The sequence below is a fragment of the Pseudomonas sp. P5_B3 genome, from assembly GCF_056400405.1.
Genome location: NZ_JBFULI010000044.1, coordinates 36,388 through 51,691 on the forward strand (window position 1 = coordinate 36,388; position 15,304 = coordinate 51,691).

Below are 15,304 nucleotides of genomic sequence, written 5' to 3' on the forward strand. Positions count from 1 at the left end.
GAGGCGTTCCTGTGTGATGGTTGAGTCATGCGACGCTCAGTTGCAGCGGCGCGGAAACGGATTCCAGCCATTGGGTCTTGCCCAGCCAGGCATCCAGTTGCGGTGCGATGCCCGGGTCGATCAGGTCGCGCTCTTGCAGCCATTTATCGTCGAACACGGTGTGCAGGTATTTCTCGCCGCCGTCGGCAATCGGCACAACTACGCTGCCGGTCAGTACGCCCTTGTGGATCAGCTCCAGCGCCTTGAAAATTGCACCACCGGTCGAGCCGCCGACCAGCAGGGCGAAGTTGCGCGCGATGTAGCGGGCCGTTTCGAACGCCTGAGAGTCGGTGACCTGCACACCCAGATCGATGCAGCTGTAGTCGAGCACCAGGCCGACAGTGTCACCGGCCGGCGTACCGGTGCCGGATTGGTAGTAGGGATAGCCGGGGTGGCCGAAGACGATCGAACCGGCGGGTTCCACCGCGACGGTCACGGTGTCCGGGTTGTGCACTTTCAAGCCACGTGCGATGCCGGTCATCGAACCGCCGGTGCCGACACAACCAACGTAAGCGCCGACAACGCCTTCAGCCTGAGCAATGGTTTCGCGGACGAAATCACTGTAGCCGCCGGCATTGGCTGCGTTGTCGGACTGGTTCATGAACACTGCCCCGGGGATCTCGGCCGCCAGTTCGGCTGCCATACGCTGGCGCTCGACCACCGCGACTTCATCTTCGCGATACGTACCTTTGACGAAACGAATGTCGGCCCCCAGAGCCTTCATCACCGCGATCTTGTCTTGCGCCGCGTGATGGTCGACCACAGCGATAAAGTGCAGGCCGAACTCGACCGCTGCCATGGCCAAGCCAATCCCGGTGTTGCCGGAGGACGACTCGACGACCACGCCGCCGGGTTTCAATCGACCGGACTTGAGCGCAGCCAATACCATGTTGCGTGCCATACGGTCTTTGATACTGCCGCCGGGATTGTTTTTTTCAATTTTCAACAATAAACGGGCGTTGGTGTCCGGAACATCGATGCCCAACATCGGCGTATTACCGATAAGGTCGGATACTTTATTCAAGATCATTTAAATTGTTTCCTTTAGTAGTCAGGTGAAAACGCAAAGTTACCTTCCGTACAACAGGTCGCCGTCAACCGCCGGGGCAGGGGGTGGCGATGAAACTCGTTCTCCAGCAAGTCCATCTGATAACCGGCGGTATTGATGTAAATCAATAAGTCGCCGGCTTGAGGCACAGTCGCGAAGTTGATCAGGCGATGAGTGATGACGTCATCGTCCAGGCAGCTATGGCCCGCTATATACGCTTGGGTCGGTGTGTCGGGCAGTTCTTTTGTGCTGATGAGTATTGGATCAACCAGGTATTCAGAAGCGAACCAGGTTTCGCAGGCGCTGAAACTGCTGCCCTCAACAAAAATTACGGTTTTGTTGTCGGCCAGTTTTTTTGTGCGTGTGACGCGGAATATTGAAATGGCCGCCTGGTCCACCAGACTCCGACCGGGTTCCAGTGCCAGGGTTATATTCTGTCGGTTCAAATAGTTTGCGATGGAGAGGCCTTTTGAGTGTTCGGCCTCGAGTAATAACGTCAACCATTGCGGCGCTGTCAGGTCGCTGCCGTAAGGGTAATAGGCAGCGGGAACTTTCAGGTTATGATAATGGCTGGGGTTATTGTCGTTTTGCAGGAACCGAGCATAGTCCTGGGGCTCGACATAACGAATCGGCAAGCCGCCGCCAATATCAATCATCCGCGGATTCAAGCCCATTTCCCTGGCCGCCTCGACGAACCCGGTGACCTCACGAAAGGCTTGTGCACGGGGTTCAAATCCATAGCCGCCGAGATGGAAATGGAAACCCTCGAAGTGAAAAGACTCAGCGTATTTCGTCAACCGTTGAAGGCCTTCGAGCAAGTCTTCCGAGCCCATTCCAAATCGACTCCCTGGACTGCTCCTAGGTCTGTAGCGCAGTAAAACCTTGGCTTTGGCAAGGCTTGGCTGTGCGTTGATCACGCTTTTCAGGTGATCGAACTCTTCCAGCGAGTCCACGCAAATCAATGAACCGGCGCTGATCAGTGCTTGATGAAACGCGGCAGTTTTGGCCGGTCCCGTGGCACAGATTTTTTCTGCTGGCGTGCCGGCTCGCAGCGCTGCATGCAACTCGTGGATGCTCGACACATCAACGCCGATCCCCGAATTTGCCGCTGCACTGAGCATGCTCTGGGACTTGTTGGCCTTGGCCCCGTAGAAAAGGGCATGAGGCACGTCGTACTGCTTCAACACCGCCAGCAAGGCATGTGTGTTTAATTCAAAGGCATGGGGCCAGACCAGATTCAATGGTGAGCCGTGTTGTTTGACCAAGTCTTTAAGTGTGCCCGGAAAGTCATTGATGAGCGTGGAAATAAGCGGGTCGGTCAGCGGCTTTAACATCTCCGGATGATGAACTTTATTTCGTTGCTCAACAGCGGGTGTATTTGTTGTAGGCATAGTTAACCCCTGGCCCCGTAAATGACGTCGCTATTGATGTTTCGATAACTAAGCGTTATCGATTCATGTAGTCTTTTTACTCGTCAGATACGAGGTCTAAACAATTTGGAGGCGGATGCCAGGCGAAATCCGGGTCTGGGTTCGAAGCGCTGATCGTAATAAATGGTTCGCAAAACAATTGCATGAGAATCCCATTCCATAATGGTTTGTACGGACGTGTTAATTGGCCACTCGTTGAGGGCCAATCCCCTGTAAATACCCGTAACTGACATTCAAATGGCATCACTGACAGGTACTTCCCGAGATACTGATGATTTGCTTTGAAGCGAGGATAGTTCCTCTTGGCGGCGTGAACAATATTGCGAACGAGAACGATTATCAAGTAAGGTTTTCAAATATTTTTGAATAAAGACCTGCTCAAGGCGAACGCATGAACGTGTTTTTACACGCTCAAGGTCTCGTTCGCCCCGAGATAAAAAGTCCCTTAAATCCTTGAACAATAAGGCGTTAAGGGCTGTTGCGAGAAACCCCGGAACAGCATGCAAATCCGCCGCTGAAGGGGCCTGAAAATTTTCAGAAATCACGACTGGTTCACGCCAAGGAGCAACACCATGCAATCCGATCGACTCAGCAGCAAAACCCCACTCGCGATCAGCTACCTGTTCGTGCCGGGCAACCGTCCCGAGCGGTTTTCCAAAGCCGTCGAAGCAGGGCCGGACGCGATCATCCTCGATCTCGAAGACGCCGTTCATCCGGACAGCAAAGCCGCCGCACGCGCCGCCATCTGGGCCTGGCAAGAGGCGACGCCGAGCGGCGCCTGCGAACGTTACATCCGCCTGAACAGCGTGAGCAGTTCGCTGTTGCGCCAGGACCTGACCTGGCTCAGCGACATGCGCTACCCCGAGCGTTGCAGCGGGATTTTCCTGCCCAAGGCCGAATGCCCCGAGGCGCTGACGCGGGTGGTCGAGTGCCTGCTGGAGTGGCAACCGGAACTGAAGATCGTTGCCATCATCGAGACTGCCAAAGGCCTGCAACAGGTCGAATCTATTGCCGCGATTGCGGGGCTGACGCGGCTGGCGTTCGGCTCGTTGGATTTCTCCCTGGACATCAACTGCAGCCAGATTCCCGAGGCGTTTGTGTTCGCCCGCAACCGTATCGTGCTGGCTTCGCGCACGGCGGATTTGCCGTCGCCGATCGACGGCGTCACCCCGGCGATCAGCGATTTGGCGGTGGTCGCCAAGGACTCGCATTACGCGCGATCGCTGGGCTTTGGCGCCAAGCTGTGCATCCACCCATCGCAACTGGCCACAGTGCAACGCGCCTTCCTGCCGGATTCGCGTCAACTGGCGTGGGCCGATCGGGTGATGAGAGCGGTTGCGACCGGTAGCCACGCGGTGCAAGTGGATGGCGAGATGGTCGACTTGCCGCTGATCGAGCACGCCCGGCGCCTGCTCGATGTGGCCAGCCAATACGCGCCGATTGTTCGCGCAGATGCCTGCTGAATCCCCGGCGAATCAGGAGATCAACCATGGAACACGGTTATCAGATTGCGCTGCGGCCGCTTTGCGAAGTKCTGCAATCGGAGCAGGTCGACCCGGCCAACGTGACGATGCTGCGCGAGTCGATTATCCGGGCCGGGCATTGGCTGGAACCGATCATCGTCGAGCGCTCGCGAGGCATCGTGATGGACGGCAATCATCGCTTCAACGCGGCGTTGCAGTTGGGCTTGAAGCGAGTGCCGTGCATCCAGCTCGATTACACCGATCCGCGGGTGTGTGTGCGGCATTGGCAGACCGGGCAGGCGTTCGAAGTAGCGCGGATTTTCACCACCATCGCCCGCGGCGAGATCTTTCCGTACAAGACCACCCGGCACGCGTTTGACCCAGCGTTGCCAGTGGTCGCGATACCGCTGGAGCACCTGTATGCCTGACCTTGGCCGCACAGAAGCAAAAAAACTTTACCGAGGGTGATACTTTTTCGCAGATCGACTGGCAATGGGAGTGATTACCATTTTCCCTTGATGAATAGGATCCTCACGTCATGCCTGTTGTCAGTCGTCCTTGCGGTGAGCGCGTGTTAACACTCGCCATTCGTACCGCCATGCTGAATTTTGTTTTGGTCGCAGGAAGCGCCAACGCCTGGGCCGCCAGCCCTGAGCAACAAGCCGTTGCCGCCGACAAGACCTCGAACATTTCGGCTGCGACGCCGACCGATGACGGCACGGATACGCTGACCCTCGGCACCACCAACATCAACGCCCGTTACAACGGCGCGACCTCATTGCCGCAAGCGTTCGCCGGTGGCCAGGTTGCGCGCGGAGCTCGCCTGGGCATGCTGGGCAACAAGGACGTGATGGACACCCCGTTCAGCGTGACCAGTTACACCGCCAAGACCTTGGCCGACCTGCAAACGGTAACCGTGGCCGATGCACTGGAACGTGATCCATCGGTGCGTTCMACCGGTCAGACGGGCGGCATCGTCGACTCGTTTTTCATCCGTGGCTTTCCGGTCGGTGAAGGCAATCTGGGCGAACTGGCGTTCGATGGCGTGTATGGCGTAGCGCCGAACTACCGCGTATTCACCGAGTACGCCGAGCGCGTTGAAGTGCTCAAGGGACCGGGCGCGCTGATGTACGGCATCTCGCCCAACAGTGGCGTCGGTGGCGTGATCAACATCGTTCCCAAGCGCCCGCTGGATGAAGACCTGACCCGTTTCACCGGCACTTACGCCTCGGATTCCCAGGTTGGCGGTCATCTGGATCTCAGTCGTCGCTTCGGTTCGGAAAACCAGTTTGGCGTGCGCTTCAACGGCAACCTGCAGGGCGGCGACACGGCCATTGATGATCAGCACCGCGACCTGGGCATCGGTGCCATCGCCCTAGATTATCGCGGCGAGCGCTTGCGCTTGAACCTTGATTACATCAGTCAGAAAGAGAGCTTCGATGCACCGTCGAGGCCATTCACCGTCGCGCCTGGTATTGATGTCCCGTCCGCGCCCAATGGTCGTACCAACCTGCCGCAAGACTGGGGCTGGTCGGACACCAAAGAGCAGTCGGCCTTGCTGGGGGGCGAATATGACCTGACTGACGCGGTTACCGTGTTTGCCCATGCCGGTGGCGGCAAATCGGACGTCAAGCGGTTGTCTGACCAGGTGCCGAGAATCCTCAATGAGGCAGGCGATACCAGCAACATTCCGGGTTACTACAAATTCAACGTCGATCGTTCGACGGCCGATGTCGGCATCCGCGGCGTGTTCGCTACAGGGCCGATCACTCACACGACCACGCTGATGGCGACCCAGTACCAGGATGAACTGTCCCGAGGGATCAACAACGGCACCGAAATCCGTTCGAACATTTACCACCCGATCGATGTGCCCAAGCAATTCATCAACTCGCCGAAGGTGCTGCGCATTTCCGAATCGGATCTGTCCGGCGTCGCGGCGACCGACACGTTGTCCATGCTCGATGACCGCTTTCAGTTGACCCTCGGTGTACGTCGCCAGTATATCGAATCACGCAACTACAACGCCGCAGGTTCGGTCAGCTCGAAATACAACGACAGTGCCACGACTCCACTGGTCGGCGTGGTGGTCAAGCCTTGGGAAGATGTCTCGCTCTATTACAATTATGTTGAAGGCTTGAGCAAAGGAGACATCGCACCAGGCACGGCGGCCAACGCCGGTGAGAGTTTCGCCCCGTACACATCGAAGCAGCATGAACTCGGCGTCAAATATGAGTTCGGTACGTTCATGACCACGCTGGCGTTGTTCCAGATCGAGAAGCCAAGTGGTGAAATCGGTGCCGGCAACGTGTTCTCGGTGCAGGCTGAACAACGCAACCGCGGCATCGAGTTGAGCATGTTCGGCGAAGTCGCGCCGGGCACGCGCTTGATGGGGGGCGTGACTGTGCTTGACGGCGAGTTGACCGATTCGGCGACAGCAGCCAACCGCGGCAACAAACCGGTGGGTGTGCCGGACGTGCAAGCCAACTTCTGGGCCGAATGGGATACACCATGGCTTGAAGGCTTCACTCTGACCGGTGGTGCCATTTACACCGACAGCCAATTCGTCAATCAGGCCAATACGCAGGAGCTGGACGCCTGGACCCGTTTCGATGCCGGCGCGCGTTATGCCACCAGGATCGAAGGCCGGCCAACGACATTCCGCGCCACCGTGCAGAACGTGTTTGATCGTGAGTACTGGTCGGGCGTTGCTTCGTACGGCGCATTCTCCCCGGGTTATCCGCGGACCTTGCAGCTGTCGGCCACCGTCGACTTCTGACGAAGACGGGAAGGGTTGCTACGGCAGACGTAGCAACCCCATCTGAACATTTCGCAAAGGGAGTATTCGCGTGTTGAACAACTCAGGCTCAGCGGCTGAAAGCGCACCTTCACCGTTTCGGACAGCGACCAATCAGCTGGCGTTCGTATGCGATCGCAGCCTGAATGCACACATCCGTGAATTGCTTCGTTTCTATGGACTGCGCGCGAGTCTGATCCGCTTCAAGGTCCTCAATGCGCTGGTCGCCGCCACTTTGGATGGGCGTGCCGTCGGTGTCCGTGGGGTACATGCCTATCTGGCGTCGCTGTCTGCCGGGATGACATTTGTCAGTGTGCGCGAAGTGCTTAAACGCCTGTGCGACGAGGACGTGATCCTGCTTCAGGCCGACAAGAGCTACCGTATCACCGACGAAGCCTGGGCGATGCTCAAGCAGCATCTGGATGGCTGAAAGGTGTTTTCGATTGGCTGTTTTCGTCGCGGCCCTCGAACCCATGAAAGTGATATACCGTCCTCTTTAAAGACTCTCAGGATCCCCGAAAAACATTTTGACTGGGCTCTAGGGCGGTGGTTACAGGGCCAAAAATTTTGACGTTGCCCCCAATCTTGCCCCCGCTCGTACCCGCTACACGAGTGATTGCGAACGGGGATTCTGACTGAAATTCAGTATGGTACTTGGTGGTTTTGGGTGGAACGCTCATTTAAATTTAGCTGGGCGGCTTGTTCCATTGGTTGGCTACTGATGCATCTCCGTAACGGACATAGTGAAAACCAGCTTGGATCTGCCAGCGTTGGAATAAGAGTGAAGAACATCGGTTTTCGCCACTGCTGAGCTTCCAGCAGGGATGACCAATTCTGTTTCCCCTACCACACACTTCAGCGTCCCTTTCTCCACATGAAACAGTTCAAGCGTGCCCTGAGGGTGTCCCTGTGATGTGAAGGATTCTCCTGGAAACATTTCCCAGCGCCATAGTTCGATCATGTTGGGGCCTGTGGTGCCCGCAAGAAGCCGCGCTGTCCCTCCGAGGTCTCCAGTCCAGAGAGTGGGGATGTCTTGACTGTCGATAATATGGGCAGAAGGCGCTTCGGTCACATTGACGATGTCTGCAACTGACAGGCCTAGCGCAGCAGCGATTTTGCAAAGGATGCCAATGCTGGGATTCGCCGTACATTTCTCTATTTCAACGACCATTCCCTTGCTCACCCCAGAGCGACGGGAAAGCTCGTCCAGAGTAATTTTCTGCGCCTTTCGTGCTTGTTTAAGCGTGCGTGCGACGGCCAGGCTCACGGTCTGAGCGTCAGCGCCAGGGGCGGTCGATATACCGGTATTTATGGTCATTGGTAATGATCATGAGGAAAAAATGTGCAGGGATTCTCGGCTGTTGACGATAGTCTCGTCAATCAACTCGGTGGTTACAGCAGGTCAGCATGGTCGATATATTGACTTTTTTGGTCGGCAATGACTAGCATAAAGTGACATGTGGATCACTGGAGGTTTTTGATGCTGTCTGTACTGCCGTTAATCGACCAAACCATTGCAGAGCTGGCTCCGGGCTTCAGGGCTCTGAGCATTGTGGTGGAAGCTGCGCCTCTGACCCACCCTGATGTTGCTCAGGCGGCTTTGGACCGTGCTTGCAAGGCGGTATTGTCGGGCGACCCAGTCTGGGGAGAAGCCCATCTGGCAGCATGGGCAGATACCTTTCGAAAGTTTGGGGCTAAGCCGCAACGGACTCCTAGCTCAGCCGAAGCGTTGCGTAAGCGGGTTTTACGTGACGGCAGCTTGCCGAGCCTGGATCCCATCGTCGACCTCTACAATGCCATCAGTATTGAGTATGCGATCCCGGTCGGCGGGGAAAACATAGAAGCCTATGTTGGCTCTCCGCAGCTCGTTGCCGCTGACGGCACCGAGCCTTTTGACACCATGAAAGAAGGTGCTCCTGCTTACGAGTATCCAGACGCTGGTGAGGTGGTATGGCGCGACGATACAGGCGTGACATGCCGTCGCTGGAATTGGCGGCAAGGTGTCAGAACCCGGCTGAGTGCTGAGGCAAAACACATGTGGTTCATTCTGGAAAGTTTGCCGGCAATGCCGCTTGAAGCCCTGACTGAAGCTGGCGACAAGCTGATTGAAGGCCTGCAGAGGATGATGCCAGGCGTCAAGATAGAGAGTTCGCTGATTGGTCCTGGAGCCAATGAGTCGATCGGCGAATGCATGGAGTGATGAACGATGTTTACCGGTCTTAGCGCATTTCCTTTGACGCCCATGAATGAGCAGGGAGTGGACGAAAATGCGTTCACTCGCCTTGTGCAGCAACTGGTGACGGCGAAAGTAGATTCCATTGGTGCTCTCGGGTCTACAGGAAGCTATGCGTATCTTTCTCGGGCTGAGCGCTCTCGAGTTGCGCAGTTGGCGGTAGAGGCGGCGGGGGATGTGCCTGTCATGGTCAGTATTGGATCGCTACGCACCCGCGACGTGTTGTTGCTAGCTGAGGATGCACAGAGGGTGGGGGTCAAAGCCTTGTTGCTGCCACCCGTTTCCTATCAGAAATTGTCTCAGGACGATGTATTTTCGCTGTATGAAACGGTTACGGCCAATATCTCAGTCCCGCTATGTGTCTATGACAATCCTGGCACCACCCATTTCGAATTTACTGACGAACTGCATGGGCGCATTGCCGAGCTACCCAATGTGAGCTCAATCAAAATCCCGGGCGTTCCCGAAGCCCCCTACCTGGCCAAGGCACGCGTGGATGGTCTTCGAAAGCTGATTCCGAACCACGTTACGATCGGAGTAAGTGGTGATGCGTTTGCTGCTGTCGGCATGAATGCTGGCTGCGACGCTTGGTACTCCGTCATGGGAGGGCTGTTCCCCAACACTGCACTTGCAATCACGCGAGCGGCATTGTCAGGTGATGCCTGCGAGGCTACACGCCTTTCTGAGTCATTAAAGCCGTTCTGGACATTGTTCAGGCAATTCGGAGGAAGCTTGCGCGTGGTAGCTACAGCAGCGGAGCTTCGTGGTTTTACCCACTCTCCGAGCTTGCCACTGCCGCTCAGAACGATAACTGGGGAAGGGCGTAAGCGAATTGCCGCGGTGATCGATGAGCTTGAACTGAGCTGAATATCGGCTGGGACATCGAAAGAGAAAGCCTCCCCCATCCTCCTTGATGAGGCAGGAAAACGGGTGCCTAGAGTTTCAAAAACGTTGTGAAATGGTCCTTGTGATCCTGCAGGATTTCCCGTGGCAGGATCGTGCCGATACCCCCTCGATGCTGTAGACCATGGGAAAGTACATGGGCAAGGATTTGCTCCTTGGTCATGTTGCCTGGTTTTCCGTCCTTGAAATTAAATGCCACTGGATCAGACAGCTCCATTGCCGTGACTGATTTCGTGTAGTTAACAAACCATTGATTTGCTCTCGAAAAATCCTCCTTCAACTGACTGATGTCTTGCCGTTGTTCGGTGACGACGTCATCAAACTCGTCGGGTTTTCCTTGCAGTCGGGCGATGAACAGTTGATCAACAATATTGATGTGGCTGAGCCAATAGCAGGCCTTCTCCATTTCTACTGGAAAGGACGTTGCCGCAGGTGCTTTCAGGCACTTGAATAGCGCCTCCTCAGACCATGCCTTGTACTGATAAAGCGAGTGCAGCAAGTCCCTGGTACACATGGTGTTCTCCCGATTTTCTAAGCGTTAGTGTCCCTGGCCCGTTGGAAACGGTAAGCGACAGGGCGCCTTCCTGCAGCGGCGCCGGATGCCGTTGGACAGATTAAATAGTCACTATATTGACTTTTATAGTCAATGGTCTGAAGCTGGTAGCAGGCGGTGAAAGTCGCCGCACTGAATTTCAGCAGAGCATCGCCTTGCGGGTGGCAGCTCGTAGATGGCGAGAGGGTGTCTAAGATCATGAAGTACGTCAGCACACGGACGCCTGGTAAAACATTCGAATTCAGCGAGGTACTGATGAGCTCGTACGCGCCGGATGGAGGTTTGTTCGTGCCGTGCAAGGTTCCCCGCTTCCAAAGTGATGAACTCTCCAGGTTGGAATGGCTGCCCTTTCATGAGCTGGCCCGCCATGTGATCGAGCCTTTTCTGGGGGGGTGGGTCCCGCAAGATCAGCTGTCTCAGATTCTCGAGGAGACGTTTGACTGCTTCAAAAGCAAAGCGGTTGCGCCGCTTTATCAGACGGCAAGTAATGAGTGGATATTAGAGTTGTTTCATGGACCAGCAGGCGTCTATCAAGACTTTGGCCTCCAATTGATGTCTCGCCTGGTTGAGTACTCTTTACTGAAGTCGGGAAAGAAAGCGTTTGTTGTGGGTTGCACGGGCGGAGACACGGGCGCTGCTGCGATTACAGCGTTTTCAGGGATCCAGGGCGTCACCGTAATTGTATTGCATCCTTCCAGAGGAATAACGGAAGAGCATCGACGTCGCTTATTGAGTACTGATGAAGAGAATATTGTAAACGTTGCAGTGGATGGGGATTATTCTGATTGCCATCGGCTATGCGAACAGTTCTTTGGGTGTAACAACAAAACGCAGCAGCATCTCATATCGTTCAATTCAGTGAATTGGGTCCGGGTGCTTGCACATCTATCCTTCTATTTTTATTCCGCCCTTCAGCTCGGGGCGCCTAAGAGAGAAGTTGCCTTCAGTGTGCCAACCGGGAATTTTGGTGCGCTGTATGCAGGTTATATTGCCAGGGAGATGGGGTTGCCTATCCGGCAATTGATCGTCGCCACCAATGCCAATGCTGGCCTACATAATTTTCTCCAGTCTAATCTCTACAGTCGCAATCAGATTCGCCTTACCAATACGCCTAGTATGAACGTTTCACTGGCTTCGAATTTTGAACGCTTGCAATGGAGCATTCTTAATCGGTGCGGAGATAAAGTAGCCCGGAATATGGAGCTGTTAGAAGGCGAGGGAGCTATTCAGTTAGAGCAAGATGAATGGTTGGAGGCGCGAAAACTTTTCGACTCGCTGGCCGTGGAAGACTCGGATGCGTTCAGCAGTGTTCATGAGGTATTTGTGCAGAGTGGTTATCGGGTCAGTGCCAATACCGCGATTGGCTTGCGAGCCGCTCGTGTCTGCAGGCGCAGCTTGCTTATTCCCATGATCTGCTTAGCGACAACACACCCATCAAAGCCTGCTGCAGCGATCGATGAATTGGACGCGTTCGGTACCATAAAAGGCATAGGCGCTCCTCGGCCTGCAGATAAGTGTATTTCAATCCCTAATGATATTGGCGCACTGATGCAGCTCATCGGGACGTTGTCCACAGACACGGAGTATCGCTCGTTATAAGTTTGGAGTCAGAGATGAAACGTGTTTTAGATAAGGTTGATGAGAAAATATTGGAAGAACTTACCCGTAATGCGCGGCTTGCTCACAATGACATTGCAATGAAAGTAAACTTGTCCAGGAATGCCGTCAGACTCCGGATTGAACGATTGGAGCGCGATGGATACGTCAGGGGGTATACGATCATTAAAGGGATGCCCTCCACGGATGCCGGGCCCATCAACGCGTTAATCTTCGTTTATCGTAAAGACAGGATGCGTGATGCTGAGGTTGTCCGTTCTGTTGCAGCTATGCCTGAAGTCATTTCATGCAATGTGATGAGTGGTGATCTTGATATTGTATTGACTGTTGAGGCTATGAACTCAGATCGTATTCATAGGGTCTGGAGTGAAATTTCAGCGTTGCCAGGGGTTCTAAATACTGTAACGTCTTTTGTTTTATCCAGCACCAAGTAGCACGGGCGAAAGCAGAGTGCGCTGTTGTACGAGCATTTTGCTCGCAACAATGTTCTGTTTGCCATATTCGTTAAAGCAAGTTAACGGATTACTATTTCAGCACCAAAACATAACAATGAGAATTTTGTCGTGACTGAGTATAAAATTGCTCTACTTGGCTTCGGCGGTGTCAATCGCGCCCTAACTCAGCTTATTGCCGATAAGAACTCGCGCTGGGCAGATGAGTTGGGTTTCAAGCTGAAGATTGTCGGCGTCAGCGACCTTTACCTTGGCTCAATTATCAATAAAGACGGTCTGGATGCTCGTGAGTTGGCTGCAGTGCCTGCCGCAAAAGGGGGCTTCAGAACCTTGCCAGGCGGCAGTGCTGAACCCGCTAACGAAACGGTCATCCGCTTCTCGGGTGCCGATATCATCGCTGAAGCAACGTTCACCAACCCTGTGGACGGTGAGCCAGCCACTACCTTCTGCCGCTGGGCTCTGGAGAAGGGCGTTAGCGTTGTGACCACCAACAAAGGGCCGGTGGCGCTGCATGCTGAAAGTTTGAAAGCGCTGGCTGAAAGCACCGGTGCCCGGTTCGAGTTTGAAGGTTCTGTGATGAGCGGAACGCCCGTTATCCGTTTGGCCAAGGAGTCGCTTGCGGGTTCGGAAATCAGCGGCTTCAAAGGGATTCTCAACGGTACATCCAACTTTGTCCTCTCCAGCATGGAGACGGGTCTGGACTTCTCCAACGCTGTCGCAAAGGCCCAGGAGTTGGGTTATGCCGAAGCCGATCCAACAGCGGATGTGGAAGGGCACGATGTCCGTCTTAAGGTCGTCATTCTGGCGAATGAACTGCTGGGTGCAAAGCTCAAGCCTAGCGATGTTCTGTGCAAGGGCATCTCTGAAATTACCGCCAAAGATATTGCTGAGGCAACGAAAGCCAATGCCCGGTGGAAGCTTATCGGCAGTGCAGAGAAGCTGAGTGATGGCTCGATCTCTGCCTCGGTTAGTCCTCAGTTACTGCCATCCAATGACGCGCTTTGCGGTGTGAGTGGAGCAACCAACGCAATCACCTTTAATACCGCCATTCTCGGCCCTGTCACTGTCGTGGGTGCGGGTGCCGGTCGCTTTGAAACCGCCTTTGCCTTGCTCGCCGATATCGTGAGCATCCACAAGATTAAAACCCAGTCAGGTAAGTAATCATGAATAGCTTGAGTCTCTCACTCGCTGCTGATTATAAGGCCATTACGGTGCTTAGCCCGTTTGACGGTAGCAAGGTGGGTGAGGTGGCAGACATGCCTGCTTCATCGGCCACCACGATAGTCGACACGGCTAGTTTGGGTGCCTTGATTGCCAAGGACCTGCCGCGACATGAACGGGCACGCATATTGGAAAAGGCGGCGTTCTCGGTTGAGGGTGATAAGGACGCCTTTGCCAAACTGATTGTGGCGGAGTCGGGTAAAACGCTGAAGCAAGCGAGAAAAGAGGTGTTGCGCTGCGTCAATACGTTGAAGTTGTCGGCCGAGGAGGCCAAGCGTAATGCCGGTGAAGTGATTCCTTTCGATGCTTATGTCGGATCCGAATCTCGCCAGGGATGGTTCACTCGCGAGCCCCTGGGTGTAATTGTCGCGATCACACCTTACAACGACCCCCTAAATCTGGTCGCACATAAATTGGGACCTGCCATTGCGGGGGGGAATGCAATTGTTCTCAAGCCGTCTGAGCTCACACCTCTATCAGCGATCAAACTGGTGGATTGTCTTATCGACGCAGGCCTGCCTCCAGTTGTTGTGACAGTCGCCACAGGAGGTGCTGCTCTGGGCAAGGCCTTGGTCGCGCACCGGGCGGTACGCATGGTTTCGTTCACGGGCGGCTTCGTCACGGGTGAGCAAATCTCGCGTACAGCCGGGCTCAAGAAACTGGCGATGGACCTCGGCGGAAATGCCCCGGTTATCGTAATGGCYGATTGCGATCTGAATGAAACAGTCGATTCGTGTGTGTCGGGTGCTTTTTGGGCTGCCGGACAGAATTGCATTGGCACCCAGCGGATTTTAATCGAGGCGCCACTCTACGAAGCATTCAAAACACGCTTCATTGAGAAAACCAGCCAGTTGATCGTGGGTAATCCAGCGGATGAGCAGACGGATGTCGGCCCGATGATTACTCAGGCGTCAGCCAAGCGTACCGAGGAGGTGGTGAATGACGCCATCGCTAAAGGCGCAACCTTGTTGTTTGGCAATACACGCAACGGTTCGCTTTATTCGCCCACCGTTCTGGAAAGCGTCGACCGCCACTGCAAGCTGTGGTGCGAGGAAGTGTTCAGCCCTGTCGTGATACTCCAGAGCGTAGGTTCCCTGGATGAGGCCCTGACGCTCGCCAACGAACCAGACTACAGCCTGCATGCGGGGATCTTCACCAGTAATTTGAATGTTGCGCTGAAGGCAGCCAAGCGGCTTGAGGCTGGCGGCGTCATGATCAACGACTCCTCGGACTATCGATTCGACGCAATGCCTTTCGGTGGTTTCAAGTACGGGAGCATGGGGCGTGAAGGTGTGCGTTTCGCCTACGAAGATATGACGCAACCCAAGGTTATTTGCATTAACGGTGTGAGTGGAAGCTAAACAAATCGTTCGAGTTCACGACGAATGACACAACAATAAAATCAGAGGAATCGACATGCGTCCCGATAAGCACAACCTATCAACATTATCTGCAGCGACGCTGGCAGTTCATGGCGGGAATGTCGCGGATGTCACCAGCGGTGCCGTCCGTACTCCATTGGTAATGGCTAACTCCTATCTCTTGCCC

Annotated in this window: 15 protein-coding genes; 10 read left to right on the forward strand and 5 right to left on the reverse strand. The window is 54.9% G+C overall.

From position 1 onward, the window contains the following. Positions 1–25: 25 nt before the first annotated feature. The 3 genes from AC1DRN_RS22500 to AC1DRN_RS22510 all read right to left on the reverse strand — a co-directional run bounded on the left by AC1DRN_RS22500 (position 26) and on the right by AC1DRN_RS22510 (position 3,062). A complete protein-coding gene (locus AC1DRN_RS22500) occupies positions 26–1,069 on the reverse strand; it encodes a PLP-dependent cysteine synthase family protein (RefSeq protein WP_223458035.1) in 1,044 nt (347 codons plus the stop codon). Positions 1,070–1,083: 14 nt separating this feature from the next. Then, on the reverse strand, positions 1,084–2,478 hold the full coding sequence (locus AC1DRN_RS22505) for a Y4yA family PLP-dependent enzyme (RefSeq protein WP_457265908.1): 1,395 nt from the start codon (positions 2,476–2,478) through the stop codon (positions 1,084–1,086). Between the two features lie 272 nt (positions 2,479–2,750). After that, positions 2,751–3,062, reverse strand: coding sequence for a hypothetical protein (locus AC1DRN_RS22510; protein ID WP_223458031.1), 312 nt, complete (start codon positions 3,060–3,062; stop codon positions 2,751–2,753). Between the two features lie 27 nt (positions 3,063–3,089). Here AC1DRN_RS22510 and AC1DRN_RS22515 point away from each other — a divergent pair, with 27 nt between their 5' ends. The 4 genes from AC1DRN_RS22515 (at position 3,090) to AC1DRN_RS22530 (ending at position 7,207) form a co-directional block, all read left to right on the forward strand. After that, positions 3,090–3,980, forward strand: coding sequence for an HpcH/HpaI aldolase/citrate lyase family protein (locus AC1DRN_RS22515; RefSeq protein WP_223458029.1), 891 nt, complete (start codon positions 3,090–3,092; stop codon positions 3,978–3,980). A gap of 26 nt (positions 3,981–4,006) precedes the next feature. Then, a complete protein-coding gene (locus AC1DRN_RS22520) occupies positions 4,007–4,408 on the forward strand; it encodes a ParB N-terminal domain-containing protein (protein WP_457265907.1) in 402 nt (133 codons plus the stop codon). A 110-nt stretch (positions 4,409–4,518) separates the two neighbouring features. Further along, on the forward strand, positions 4,519–6,759 hold the full coding sequence (locus AC1DRN_RS22525) for a TonB-dependent receptor (RefSeq protein WP_457265906.1): 2,241 nt from the start codon (positions 4,519–4,521) through the stop codon (positions 6,757–6,759). Between the two features lie 70 nt (positions 6,760–6,829). Further along, entirely contained in the window at positions 6,830–7,207 is a 378-nt protein-coding gene (locus AC1DRN_RS22530) for a fe2+ zn2+ uptake regulation protein (protein WP_411740695.1), read from the forward strand. Between the two features lie 285 nt (positions 7,208–7,492). Here the strand turns inward: AC1DRN_RS22530 and AC1DRN_RS22535 are convergent, their stop codons facing one another. Next, positions 7,493–8,044 carry a helix-turn-helix domain-containing protein gene (locus tag AC1DRN_RS22535; protein ID WP_457265905.1) on the reverse strand — a complete coding sequence of 184 codons (552 nt, stop codon included), beginning with the start codon at positions 8,042–8,044 and terminating at the stop codon, positions 7,493–7,495. Between the two features lie 213 nt (positions 8,045–8,257). Here AC1DRN_RS22535 and AC1DRN_RS22540 point away from each other — a divergent pair, with 213 nt between their 5' ends. Beyond that, a complete protein-coding gene (locus tag AC1DRN_RS22540; protein ID WP_115948026.1) occupies positions 8,258–8,977 on the forward strand; it encodes a B3/B4 domain-containing protein in 720 nt (239 codons plus the stop codon). A gap of 6 nt (positions 8,978–8,983) precedes the next feature. Next, positions 8,984–9,877, forward strand: a complete 894-nt coding sequence (locus tag AC1DRN_RS22545) for a dihydrodipicolinate synthase family protein (protein WP_115948025.1) — start codon at positions 8,984–8,986, stop codon at positions 9,875–9,877. A 67-nt stretch (positions 9,878–9,944) separates the two neighbouring features. On the opposite strand, the gene AC1DRN_RS22550 is transcribed toward AC1DRN_RS22545, so the two are convergent. Further along, on the reverse strand, positions 9,945–10,427 hold the full coding sequence (locus AC1DRN_RS22550) for a DinB family protein (RefSeq protein WP_115948024.1): 483 nt from the start codon (positions 10,425–10,427) through the stop codon (positions 9,945–9,947). Between the two features lie 237 nt (positions 10,428–10,664). Between AC1DRN_RS22550 and thrC the strand changes: the two genes are divergently transcribed. From thrC to AC1DRN_RS22570, 4 genes are all read left to right on the forward strand, one after another. Then, a complete protein-coding gene (gene thrC / locus AC1DRN_RS22555) occupies positions 10,665–12,065 on the forward strand; it encodes a threonine synthase (protein ID WP_223458023.1) in 1,401 nt (466 codons plus the stop codon). Between the two features lie 14 nt (positions 12,066–12,079). Then, entirely contained in the window at positions 12,080–12,517 is a 438-nt protein-coding gene (locus AC1DRN_RS22560) for an Lrp/AsnC family transcriptional regulator (RefSeq protein WP_115948023.1), read from the forward strand. A 129-nt stretch (positions 12,518–12,646) separates the two neighbouring features. Then, positions 12,647–13,696, forward strand: a complete 1,050-nt coding sequence (locus AC1DRN_RS22565) for a homoserine dehydrogenase (protein WP_223458021.1) — start codon at positions 12,647–12,649, stop codon at positions 13,694–13,696. Between the two features lie 2 nt (positions 13,697–13,698). Next, on the forward strand, positions 13,699–15,117 hold the full coding sequence (locus AC1DRN_RS22570) for an aldehyde dehydrogenase family protein (protein WP_115948021.1): 1,419 nt from the start codon (positions 13,699–13,701) through the stop codon (positions 15,115–15,117). The last annotated feature ends 187 nt before the right edge of the window (positions 15,118–15,304 follow it).

Coding starts and splice junctions, on each gene's coding strand:
- AC1DRN_RS22545 (WP_115948025.1), top strand. CDS start 8,984: ATGTTTACCGGTCTTAGCGCATTTCCTTTGACGCCCATGAATGAGCAG.
- AC1DRN_RS22500 (WP_223458035.1), bottom strand. CDS start 1,069: ATGATCTTGAATAAAGTATCCGACCTTATCGGTAATACGCCGATGTTG.
- thrC (WP_223458023.1), top strand. CDS start 10,665: ATGAAGTACGTCAGCACACGGACGCCTGGTAAAACATTCGAATTCAGC.
- AC1DRN_RS22560 (WP_115948023.1), top strand. CDS start 12,080: ATGAAACGTGTTTTAGATAAGGTTGATGAGAAAATATTGGAAGAACTT.
- AC1DRN_RS22515 (WP_223458029.1), top strand. CDS start 3,090: ATGCAATCCGATCGACTCAGCAGCAAAACCCCACTCGCGATCAGCTAC.
- AC1DRN_RS22540 (WP_115948026.1), top strand. CDS start 8,258: ATGCTGTCTGTACTGCCGTTAATCGACCAAACCATTGCAGAGCTGGCT.
- AC1DRN_RS22505 (WP_457265908.1), bottom strand. CDS start 2,478: ATGCCTACAACAAATACACCCGCTGTTGAGCAACGAAATAAAGTTCAT.
- AC1DRN_RS22550 (WP_115948024.1), bottom strand. CDS start 10,427: ATGTGTACCAGGGACTTGCTGCACTCGCTTTATCAGTACAAGGCATGG.